Below are 11463 nucleotides of genomic sequence, written 5' to 3'. Positions count from 1 at the left end.
GGCGCAGGCGCTCGATGCGCTGCCCGGCGGCAGTGCGCGCGATCTCGGCACCGCGTTCCAGCGCAATCCCGGCCTCATGGCCGAGGCCGCCACCGGCCGCACCGGCAGTGCCGTCCGCGCCATGCAGCTCGAAGCCGAGATCCGGGCCAATCCCGAACTGCGCGCCGATCGCTTCGTCCAGTCCTGGCAGCAGCTCCAGGCACAGCGCGGCAGTCTCACCGGCTCCAGCAACCGCGAGGCGCGTCAGCAGGTCGAAGGCCAGATGCGCGCCATGGCCAAGGGCTTGGAGAAGGACCACGAGCTGGGCAGTGCACTCAGCAAGCGCGGGAACCAGCTGATCGGCAAACAGTGGTCGCGGGAATGGTCGCCGGGCGTCAGTGGCCATGACATCACCGAAGCGGCCAAGACCAGGTCCATCGCCCAGCAACTGACCCACTCGCTTGAGCGTGGGCGCGACCGGGGGCTGGGCCTGTGACTGACGCTGCCGCCCATCGCTCAAGCCCCCAGGCCGACCTCGACCGCCCCGAAGTGGCCTTCGAGGCGATGACGCACAAGCTGGCCGTTCTCATTGCCGCTGTCGAAGGCTTTGCGGCGCGGCAGCAGGAACTGCACAGCCGGGACTACACCCAGGACCTGGCCCGTATCCATGCCTGCCAGGAGGACGCGGCAGCCACGATTGAGACGCTAGCCAGCAGTCCCGCGCTGCAGCTGACGCCAGAGGCCATCGCCGGTCAGATCCATCACGCGACGGCCAAGGCAAGTGAGGTTGAGCGGCAGCATTTCGGCGCTGCGCGGATTGACCTGGATCGCACCGTCCTCACGATCAACGACATCGTGCAATCCGTCCTGACGGGGCTTCAGCAAATGCGCTGGCTGGGTGTCGCGGCAGCGACCGGTGTGGTTGCCGGCTTCATGCTGGGCTGGGTGGTTCCGGACTTCGTCGACCAAGCCGTGCCGGAAAGCTGGCACTGGCCGGAGGAGCGTGCGGCCGGCCTTCTCCAGCGCGATGGCTGGGCGGCTGGGGAGCGGATGCTGCAGGTGTCCGATCCGCAGCGGTGGCAGGCCTTGCGGGAAGCCGCCAGCGTTTGGGCGAGCAATGCCAAAGCGTTGGAGGATTGCCAGAAGCGTGCGGCGAAGGTCGGAAAGGGCGTGAGTTGCTCGATCTCGGTAGTGATCCCCATAAGCCAGCCCAAGGTCGCTTATACCCGATGACGGAGCACACTTCGTGGCTTCCTTAGCCTAATTATGGCTGAAATTTGATAAGGTCCGACTGAGACCTCGATCCGAAATTTGCTAAACAATACCATCATTTTATAATTCAGTTTCTTTGCGAAGAGATGGCCTGGATCATGGCATGGACTGATACGGCTGGGGAAGACCATAGCCGGAAAGCGCTACGTTATTCATCCGACATGAATGATCGGGAATGGGATTTGCTGGCGTTCTCTATCTCGCCGGCCAGGACGGACGGTCGCCGCCGCACGACGGACATGCGCCATGTGGTCAATGCGTTGGTCTATCTGGCGTCAGCCGGTTCCGCATGGCGTTTGCTGCCCAAATGCTACGCGCCGGTGTCGACGGTCGGGCGGTATTTTTACGCCTGGCGCAACGCCGGTCTGTTCGAGACCATCAACACGCTGTTGGTCATGAGCCTGCTCAAGATCGGTGGCCGCGAGCCCTCGCGCAGCGCGGGGGTGATCGACAGTCAGATTGTCAAAACCACCGATTCCGGGGGACATAGCGGCTATGATGCGGGTAAAAAATCAACGGCTGCAAGCTTCACATCCTCACCGACACCTCTGGATTCCTGATTTCCGTTCTGGTCCAAACGGCTGATATTCAGGATCGTGACGGGGCGGTCGATGTGCTTAAGGCGGTGCCTGGTCGCTTCCCGTCATCGAACGTGTCGTGGTGGTGATGCGCCGGGGACAAGCTGAAGACGGCGCTGGAGCCCATGGGCGACTGACCAATCCAGATCATCAAGCGCTAGGCGGCGTGGACAAATTTGAGCCAGTATCTGGCGGTGGCGAGATGGACCATGCCGAGGAAGCTGTTGGCAAGCTGGTCGTAGCGGGTGGCGATGGCGCGGTTGATTTTGAGATGGCCGAACATGCGCTCGATGCGGTTGCGCTGCTTGTAGAGCGTTCGATCATGCTCGATCTTGACGCGGCGGTTTGACCGGCCGGGGATGACGGCAGCAATCTTCCGCTCGGCAAGATCCGCACGAATGGCATCAGCGTCATACCCCTTGTCCGCCAACAAAGCGTCGGGCGTGCACTCGGGCAGATCGATCAAAGCATCATACGCCTTGCAGTCCGCTGCCTCGCCACCTGTTAGGTGGAAGGCAACTGGTCGTCCGAGGGCATCAGCCAAGCAGTGAAGCTTACTGGTGAACCCGCCCCGCGAGCGGCCAAGAGCGCGTCGATGAGTCCCCCTTTTCCGCCCGCTGCCGAAACGTGGGCGCGGACTGTTGTGCTATCGATGCTGTAGTGGCCGCTGTCAGCCATGATTTCGGCGAGCGTAACCGCAACGGTCTCCCAAACACCAGCCTCACTCCAGCGTCGAAACCGCCGATAGATCGTGTTCCAACTGCCGTATTTCGGTGGTACATCGCGCCACGGTGCGCCGCAACGGAGCCGCCAGAGTATGCCGTTGACGACAGAACGGTTCTGCTCCGGCCGCCTGCCTCGACCGCGATTTTCAGGCTCGATTGGCAACAAGCCCTTCAAAATTCGCCATTCTGCTTCGGTGAGATCGCCCCGGCTCAAATCTGCCTCCAAAAAGCAGGCTTGAATCAACGACTGGCCATCGCGTCAATCGCGTTCCCAAACACCATGCAGAAATCGGTGTTTTTACGGCCACCTCGCGATAGATTACGCCGCATGAGGAAAGTGACCCGACGGGATTGGCTTGCGCTATCTGCTCCGGCCGTTGTCAGTATTCTGGTGGCCTATTTTCATGGTCATCAGAAGGGATGGGGTGCTGGTATAGCTACCGGAGCAATCATGTTTTCGTTCGCCGTTTGGATATGGCGGCGACAAATCATCAAATATCCCGAAGACACTTGGAAAGATCGCCTCTAGGCAATTTGTCCACGCCGCCTAGGACGCGCAAAGGCTTTGCTATCCTGCCCCGCCGGTATTTGGTCGAGCGGACCTTTGCATGGCTCTGCCGCTGCTGCGGCCTGACCAAGAATTGGGAAACCACCATCGCTTCTTCAACCGCATGGGCCATCATCGTTTACACCCACATGCTCAGCCACAGAACAGCAACATTTTGCTGGGCACGGCGCGAAGAACATGCATCTTGCCGGAATCGCTTTCCATGTCGTGCGCCTAAGATTACGCTGATGCTGCTGCAACCGAGGTGCCCCTAGCTCAATCCAGTGGATATTGTTTGGCAGTTCGTGCGGAACAACTGGCTGTCGAACCACAATTTCAAATCATACTATGACATCGTCGTCTACAGTCGCTTCGCTTGGAACAAGCTCTTCAAGCACCTGCGGCGCATCGTGCCCCTCAGATTGCGTCAAAGGACCCACGGGTTCTGATCAATGCGCCCTGATATAAAACAGTTTTGGGTGCTGCTTGACGCCCTTGACGATGTCGACAAAGTCGTCGGCATTACGGCAATTGGCGGCAGCAGGTTTCCATTGACGGCTTTTACGAACCGTAGAGGCAGCGCCTCTGCTGGATGCGGAAGTCCCGCGCCCACCAATCTTTCAAGCAGCTGGCCATCACCCTCAACGTGCTGATTACAGGATAGTTTTGAAGACTCCAGATTGACTTCCATGTCAAAACATGGAAACCAACAGCAATCATCCGGAAACATTTCCGGCGAACTGGAGGGGTGGGGCGATGAAGTCGTTTTTGCATGCTGCAGCTTTCGCATTGGTTGTGGCCAAACCGGCGCATGCCACGGAGACCGTCGCCTACACGTATGATGCTCTCGGCCGGTTGGTCCAAGTTACCCACGCTGGCTCAGTCAATAACGGCCTCAATACATCTTACAATCCTGACAAGGCCGACAACCGCGTAAACGTCACCACTACCGGTAGCTAATGGCTTATTCATATAATTATGAAGCCATTAGTAAATTTATGAAGGTGATGTGGTATGAATAATTTGGCAAACGCACACAATTTCTCGGCAAAAAGTAGATCGGCGATCAAGGCGGTTCATAAAACGCTTCTGATAACGACGGCAATAGGCTTCTACGTGCCATCTGCACTTGCGCAAGTTGCTGTTGGTTTGCCAAAAAATCTAGACTCAGATGACAACGGTATAAGCTACTCAAGTGGCTTGCCGGTAATTTCGGAGAAAATCCTGTCTATCGGCGGTTCCCAAAATGGCCTTGAGCATATAAGGACTATTACTGGAAATCGAAATTGGATTCATAACTAACAATCGCTGTCACTGGCGCGCTTGGCGGGAATGTTCAGGTAATTATTGGCAGTAGAACTATAAATTTTTCATATAATAGTTCTACGGGTAAATATGTAAATGTTGACGGTGGCGGTGGGGTTTTTACAACTGCACTTGTTTATACCGATGATAACGGCGATATATACAATTTTACTCAGGCTTTTACTGGGGATGATTTCCCGATTCCGCCGACAAAGAGTGTAGTCCAGCGCAATCTTTATGATCCAGTTGGGCCTTATGTTGCATATTGCACTAATGTCACGCGCGCTGACGGTACGACGGAAGCGCTGTATTACACGACACAGTCGGTCAAGTCTGCGGCTGGAACTGTGACGAATAGCTATAACTTTATCAGACTGTCACTTGTTGCAAAGTCTACAGGCTATTCTTTAAAATTTGGATACGCAACTAATACCCTGTCAGTCTCTGGGACTAGCCAAATATCATGGTCTTCCATATCATCAGTATATGGCGTAAATAATACAATTGATTCATGTTCATCTAGTGGGTCTTGTGTTGCTTTTACGCAAAACTGGCCTTATGCTAGTTATAATGTCACTCAGTAATCTGGAGTATATACAGAGATTTTAACCACCCCGTCCGGGCGTATCGAAACAATTAAGAGTGACGCATCTGGTCAGAAAGTTGCGTCTATACAAATTGGCTCAAACGCAACAAACACCGTTGCGTTGTCTTATGATTCTAGCGGTAGAGTTGCTGGCCTTTCAAAAAATGGCGTAAACTATACGTACGCTTTTTCCGCTAGTGGATCGACACTTTCAAGCGTGCGATCTGCATCTGGGTCAACGCAATATACAGCTACGGCTGACATTTCGTCGGGGGAATTGCAGACGTTCCAGAATGCACTGAATCAGAAAAATACCTACCAATACAATTCTTCCGGGTTGTTGGCTTATGTTGTTCCTCCCGAAGGCGTGATCACATCTGGTTCGCCAACGTCGGGGTATACGAAATATTCTTATGATTCCAACGGGAATGTGACCGAGCAGCGGAGAGTTGCAAAGGTGGCATCGGGTCTGTCGGACATCGTGCAATCATCTGGATATCCGTCGAGCTGTTCTTCAGGGGTGCTGTGCGACAAACCAAGTTGGACGAAGGATGCCAAGGGCAACGAAACTGATTATACTTATGATAGTTCCACAGGATTTTTGACCTCGGTTACGGGCCCGGCTGATGCTAATGGTCTGCGCCAACAGACTCGCTATAGATATACGGCGATGCAGGCCTATTTCAAGAATAGCTCTGGCTCGATTGTGGCGTCTGGACAGAATGTCTACATGCTGACGTCTATTTCTTCGTGCCGTACGCAAGCTGGGACAGCATTGACCGGGACAGCGGGGGTGGGGCCTTTCTCGCTTTCGGGAAGCGCTACTTGCGCCAATAGCGCCGACGAGATTCGGACGACGATCAACTACGGCCCCCAGACCACTGGTGTGGCTAACAACCTATTGCCGATCTCGCGAACCGTCGCGACCGGGGACGGGTCGATCAGCGCTACCACGACCTTTGCCTATGACAATGTCGGCAACGTCATTTCAGCAACAGGCCCGCTTGCAGGTCAGATCTCCTATGCATTCTACGATGCTGATCGCCGAGTGACTGGTGTGATTGGTCCTGATCCCGATGGCTCTGGTACGCGCCAGCCGGTGGCGGTGAAATACACGTATAATGCCAATGGTACTTTGGTTCAGACCGCAATCGGAACGGTGCCCAGCCAAGCGACCGACTTGAGCAATTTCAGCGAAAGTTATCATACAGATGTGACTCTGGACGCTTACGACCGTCCGGTACGTTCGACTGTTGTTGCTGGTGGCACAACCTATGCTGTCAACGATCAACTCTATGACGCCTTGGGCAGGCCTTACTGTGCCATTCAATACATGAATCTGTCTGCCATCCCAGGTTCTGCCGCATCGAGTTGCGCGCCGAGCCAGACGACCGGAGTTAGCGGGGCGGATCGGGTGACCAAGCAGGATTTGGATGCGATAGGCAGGGTTTTGGCGGTCACAGAAGGTGTAGGCACCACGGCCCAGGCTACTACCCAGACCAATGCTTATACCGCTAACGGTAAGCTGGCGTCGGTGAAGGATGGTCAGAACAATCTGACGACCTACGTCTACGATGGCTTCGATCGCCTGTCGCAGACTCTTTATCCGTCACCAACCCAGGGTGCTGGCTCAAGCTCGACGACCGACTACGAGCAGTTGACCTACGATGCCAATTCCAACGTGACCCAGCATCGCTTGCGCGACGGCAATACAATCACGTTAACCTACGACAACCTCGGGCGCGTGGCGTCGCGCACGCCGAACGGTGAAAACGCGGTCAACTTCAGCTACAATCTGCTGGGCCAGGTGACAAATGTGCAGCGCCCTGGTGACGGGGTCAATCTCTCCTATGGCTACGACGGCCTGGGCCGCCTCAGCAGCGAGACACAGCCCTTCGGGTCGGTCAGTTATCTTTATGACGTTGCTGGAAACCGGACTCGCCTGACCTGGGGCGATAACAACTATGTCTCTTATGACTACGATCTCACTGGCAATGTTACCGCAATCCGCGAGAATGGTGCCACATCGGGTGTGGGCATCCTGGCATCGTATAGCTACGACACATTGGGACGCCGCAGTTTCGTCACCTATGGCAACGGCACGACGCGCACGTATGCTTATGACGGCGTCAGCCGCCTTGCCGGGCTGAAGCTTGACCTGGGCGGGACGGCCTACGATAATCTCATTGGTGCGGTGGGCGGGACCGGGACTGCGATCGGCTATAACCCAGCTTCGCAAATTACCAGCCTCGTTCGCAGCAATGATGCCTACGCTTGGACGGGAGCCGTGAACACCAGTCGCGCCTATACGACCAATGGTCTGAACCAGTACACTGCCGCAGGTGGAGTCGCGTTCGGCTACGATGGTCGTGGGAACCTGACCTCTTCGGGCAGCTCAAGCTACGGCTACGATAAGCTCAACGAGATGACCTCCGGTCCCTCCGCGACGATGCGCTATGACGGGGCGGGGCGCCTGATCGAATATAACGCTCCGGCCTCGACGCGGTTTGTCTATGACGGCACAGCCATTCTGGCGGAAGTATCGGGTTCTTCAGGAGCGACGCTGCGTCGCTATGTGCCAGGCCCTGGCACGGATGAGCCGGTCGTTTGGTACGAAGGCTCGGGCCTGACCGATCGGCGCTTTCTCCAGGCCGACGAGCGCGGCTCGATCATTGCCGTGACCGATGGCTCGGGAAATGTGCTGGGCACCAATGCCTATGACGAGTTCGGCATTCCGCGTGCCAATAACATTGGCCGCTTCCAGTACACTGGACAGGCTTGGTTCCCTGAAGTCGGCTTGGCCTACTACAAGGCCCGCTGGTACTCCCCAAGCCTCGGCCGCTTCATGCAAACCGATCCCATCGGATATAGCGATGGGATCAATTGGTATAACTACGTTAGTTCTGATCCTGTAAATGGGGTGGATCCGAGTGGTTTAACTGTTATTTGTGTTCCGAAACATAGTTTAGCCCAATTGGGTACTTACGATGCAACCCGAACCCCAATTCTGAGTTGTACTTATGATAGTCAAAATTCTCCGCAAATGGGGTCTCCTGTTAAGGCGCCCGCTGGAGGTGCACCCGGCCGCGGCTCGCCACAAAATGGTTATCAAAGCCCAAAGAGCAATAATACTAAGTCTGGTAGGTGTATGGATAAGGCAATACGAAACAATCTCGCTTCGCTCGCAGCCGATGCAGGAGGTGTTGTGTTGGCGGTTGCTGCACCGGAAGCCAAATTGGCTCAACTCACCGTAGCGGGAGCAGGGCTCATTGCCGGCGGCGTATCAGGAGATCTTAGAGGTATCAGTATGGGGGCAGCCGGATTTCAAAGTATTTCGTTGGATGGGCAAATGCTTTCAAGGGCGGGTAATTTCATCGTAAAGGCGGTGGGATGGGGCTTAGGACTAGGCGCATTGGCCAATGATGTGTACAACATAACGTCGGAATACGACAAATGTATGAAAGAATAAGCATGGAAGAGGGTAGCGATCTATATACTGAATTCTCGCCACCGAAGAATCTCGGAGTTATTGGCTCATTAGTGGGTCTTCTGACTTTTGTTACGGTGGCTCATTTTTCAAGCACGTCAGCTCCGTTTTTTTCTTCGATGGTTGTTGTTATTTTTACGATACTAATTGGACTGCTTTGGCCGTTACGCAGGCGATGGTTCCTGTGGTTCCTACTTATATTGATCTTTCTGGCACATCTTTGTGCGCTATTATTAATTCCTCTCCCGCAAAAAATATCGTTCGCGTTTGCTTTTGCGCCGGTTCTAGCTGTAGAAATTTATGCACTCTGGAAATTAATTATCTATGTTATGAGAAAATTCGATGAAAGATAAAATGGTATAAATATAAGGTTATGGCTGGGAATTGCAACTTCGAGTGCACTAGATCATCAACTACGTTTGCGTTGCGATCGGCGCGACGATTATCAGTGGCACGCTGTCGAAGAATGATATGCACATGGCCGTGAAGATGCCGCAGCAGGTTTCGGTCAGCGATTTAGTCCGCCGAGCAAAAGGCCGATCCTCAGAGCCCGATTCTAAAGTTGTTGAGTGATACTGGTATGTTTTGAATCAACCATCTTTGGGAAGGGGCAGGATGGATCGTGACATGGACTGCTGCTTCTCTGGAGGAGCATCGCAGCAAAGTGGAAACAAGGATCTTTGACAAAGTCGAACGCTCTGTGCGGCCAAAATCTTGCTCAGGGAGAATCCTTTTGCCGGGCAGATTTTGCTTTTGTTCAAGGGGCTGTCATTAGAAGGGGAAATTGGGTTGAAAATGAAACGTCAGATCGAATACTTTGGCTCTGCACTTGCTGTTTTCGTGATGCTGCTCGGGCAGCGGGCTCTGGCCGCCGTGCCGGGAGATCCACAGGGTTCGGGCGTGCTCATATCGGCGGTGAGTTGGTTGCAAGGCACTTTGATGGGCACGGTAGCCACAGTGGTCGCGGTGATTGCCATTGCAGCCGTCGGATTCGGCATGCTTACCGGCCGCATCAACTGGCGGCATGGCGCTGTGGTGGTACTGGGTTGCTTCATTCTATTCGGTGCAGCCAGCATCGTGGGCGGTATCCGCGCAGCGGCGACCGCAGGGCAGTATTGATCCGCCGTGTCAGGCAGTCTTCGCCGTGACACGGTGTTTGTCGCTCTCACGCGGCCGCAGATGTTTGCCGGGGTGACCTACAGCTTCTTCGTTATCAACGGTATCCTCTGTGCCGAGCTTTTCCTGATTTTTCGGTCTGTCCTCGCGCTGTTGGCTTGTGTGGCAGTCCATCTGGCAGGGATGGTCCTGTGTCGGCACGAGCCGCGCTTCCCCGACCTGTGGATCCTGCGCGTGAGCCGTTGTCCGCGCGTGCGCAATCATAAGCTGTGGCAATGCAACTCTTACCGCCCCTGACAGTTGATCCCAAAGTCATCGCGCGTGAGACGTCGGCGGGCACGCATTTGCCCTACGGTCGGCATGTTGACGATGTCACGATCGAGACACGCGATGGGTTGCTGACGCAGACGATCCGCTTAGGTGGCTTGCTATTCGAGACGGCCGATACGCAAGACATCAACTATCGCGCCGAGATGCGCGACGCAATGCTGCGCGCGATCGGGTCTTCGCGCTTTGCCGTCTATCATCACGTTATTCGCCGCAAGGTGCAGCCCGATCTGGCTGCGCAGTTCGGCGACGCGTTTTCCCAGGATCTCCATGCGCGCTGGAGCAATCTGCTCGAAACTCGCGAGCTTTACGTCAACGAGCTGTTCCTGACGATTGTGCGCCGTCCTGTCCGTGGCCGGCTTGGCATGTTCGAGCGCTTGGGCGGGATCTTGCGGCGGCAGGCGCAGGCAGGTGGCACCAGCGCGCAGATCGCTGGCGAAGTGCGTCAGCTCGATGCGGCGCGTGATGCCTTGATGGCGGCGCTTTCCAGCTACAGCCCCAAGTTGCTGCGGGTCTACGACACGCCAGACGGCTTCCGCTCCGAGCCACTGGAATTCCTCTCCTGCCTCTACAACGGCGATCTGCGCCCGGTCGGTCTGCCGCAAGGCGATATCGGCCATTATCTGCCGTACCGCCGCGTGAGCTTTGGCCAGGATGCGTTCGAACTAGGTCAGGCCGGAGACCAGGCGAGGCTGTTCGGCGCGGTGGTGTCGATCAAGGACTATCCCGGGCAAAGCATGCCCGGCATGTTCGACGAACTCTATCGCCTGCCGTTCGACATGACGGTGAGCCAATCCTTCGCCTTCGTCGATCGGCAGGAAACGCTGGGGCGAATGAATCTAGCGCTGCGACGCATGCGCTCGACCGAGGATGAGGCGGTCAGCCTGCGCGAAGAATTGCGCGTAGCCAAGGATGCGGTCGCGGCCGGCCGGGCAGCCTTCGGCGAGCATCATGCGACGATTGTTCTCTACGCCGAAAACCTGACCACGCTCGACAAGCAGGTGGCCGAAGTGCTTGCGGTGCTGGGCGATCTTGGCATGGTCGGCGTGCGCGAGGATATCGCGCTCGAACCCACGTTCTGGGCACAGTTCCCCGGCAATTTCCGCTATATCGGCCGGCGCGCGCTGGTCTCGGCGCGCAACTATGCTGGGCTTGCCAGCCTGCACAATTTCCCCGTCGGCCAGGCCAAGGGCAATCACTGGGGCGACGCCGTCACCCTGTTCGAGACGACGGCGGCCGGCCCCTACTTCTTCAATTTCCACCAGAACGATCTGGGCAATTTCACGATCATCGGTCCCTCGGGTTCGGGCAAGACGGTGGTGCTCAATTTCCTGCTCGCCCAGGCGCGCAAGTTTGCGCCGCGGATCATCTTTTTCGACAAGGATCGTGGCGCCGAACTGTTCATCCGCGCGATTGGTGGGCAGTACGATCAGCTGCGCGCTGGCCTGCCTTCCGGGCTCAATCCGCTGCAATTGCCCGATACGGCGGCCAACCGCGCGTTTCTGACCGAATGGATCACGCTGCTCGCCGGCGGGATCGAT

At 56.0% G+C, this 11463-nt stretch carries 9 protein-coding genes and 3 pseudogenes; 11 read left to right on the top strand and 1 reads right to left on the bottom strand.

All coding sequences use genetic code 11. The features are described 5' to 3' along the window. From H926_RS0122900 to H926_RS31275, 3 genes and pseudogenes are all read left to right on the top strand, one after another. Nucleotides 1-475: pseudogene (locus H926_RS0122900) on the top strand (Ti-type conjugative transfer relaxase TraA); the annotation flags it as partial. Continuing rightward, entirely contained in the window at nucleotides 472-1212 is a 741-nt protein-coding gene (locus H926_RS30100) for a DUF6118 family protein (protein WP_022678314.1), read from the top strand. The pseudogene H926_RS0122900 and the gene H926_RS30100, both read left to right, overlap by 4 nt. Nucleotides 1213-1346: 134 nt before the next feature. Then, nucleotides 1347-1960 (top strand): annotated as a pseudogene (locus H926_RS31275) (IS5 family transposase); the annotation flags it as partial. A 26-nt stretch (nucleotides 1961-1986) separates the two neighbouring features. Here the strand turns inward: H926_RS31275 and H926_RS32790 are convergent. Beyond that, nucleotides 1987-2768, bottom strand: a protein-coding gene (locus tag H926_RS32790) for an IS5 family transposase (RefSeq protein ID WP_202804794.1) whose coding sequence is annotated in 2 segments (ribosomal slippage) — nucleotides 1987-2444 and nucleotides 2444-2768 — 783 coding nt in all. Because the reading frame shifts where the segments join, the coding sequence is not laid out codon by codon here. Between the two features lie 206 nt (nucleotides 2769-2974). Between H926_RS32790 and H926_RS35620 the strand changes: the two are divergent. The 8 genes and pseudogenes from H926_RS35620 to H926_RS30080 all read left to right on the top strand — a co-directional run. Then, a pseudogene (locus H926_RS35620) lies at nucleotides 2975-3280 on the top strand (transposase); the annotation flags it as partial. Nucleotides 3281-3800: 520 nt separating this feature from the next. Further along, nucleotides 3801-4061 (top strand): RHS repeat domain-containing protein, encoded by a 261-nt coding sequence (locus H926_RS32030; protein ID WP_231627932.1) that lies wholly within the window; start codon nucleotides 3801-3803, stop codon nucleotides 4059-4061. Nucleotides 4062-4115: 54 nt separating this feature from the next. Further along, nucleotides 4116-4403, top strand: a complete 288-nt coding sequence (locus H926_RS33895; RefSeq protein ID WP_158442045.1) for a hypothetical protein — start codon at nucleotides 4116-4118, stop codon at nucleotides 4401-4403. An 866-nt stretch (nucleotides 4404-5269) separates the two neighbouring features. Beyond that, on the top strand, nucleotides 5270-8461 hold the full coding sequence (locus tag H926_RS31270; RefSeq protein ID WP_148291864.1) for an RHS repeat domain-containing protein: 3192 nt from the start codon (nucleotides 5270-5272) through the stop codon (nucleotides 8459-8461). A 423-nt stretch (nucleotides 8462-8884) separates the two neighbouring features. After that, nucleotides 8885-9052 carry a transposase gene (locus H926_RS35275; protein WP_082209311.1) on the top strand — a complete coding sequence of 56 codons (168 nt, stop codon included), beginning with the start codon at nucleotides 8885-8887 and terminating at the stop codon, nucleotides 9050-9052. A gap of 222 nt (nucleotides 9053-9274) precedes the next feature. Next, the gene (locus H926_RS0122865; RefSeq protein ID WP_148291865.1) at nucleotides 9275-9598 is read left to right on the top strand and encodes a TrbC/VirB2 family protein; all 324 of its coding nucleotides are present in this window, start codon (nucleotides 9275-9277) and stop codon (nucleotides 9596-9598) included. Nucleotides 9599-9658: 60 nt separating this feature from the next. Then, the gene (locus tag H926_RS0122860; RefSeq protein ID WP_051146489.1) at nucleotides 9659-9892 is read left to right on the top strand and encodes a type IV secretion system protein VirB3; all 234 of its coding nucleotides are present in this window, start codon (nucleotides 9659-9661) and stop codon (nucleotides 9890-9892) included. Further along, nucleotides 9871-11463, top strand: a 1593-nt coding sequence (locus tag H926_RS30080) for a VirB4 family type IV secretion system protein (protein ID WP_043611111.1), incomplete at its 3' end; no start/stop codon positions are given. The genes H926_RS0122860 and H926_RS30080, both read left to right, overlap by 22 nt.

The organism is Novosphingobium sp. B-7 (assembly GCF_000410615.1).
Taxonomy (GTDB): Bacteria; Pseudomonadota; Alphaproteobacteria; order Sphingomonadales; family Sphingomonadaceae; genus Novosphingobium; species Novosphingobium capsulatum.
The sequence above is the reverse complement of the archived record's forward strand: the minus strand, read 5'-3'. Positions and strand labels throughout refer to the sequence as shown.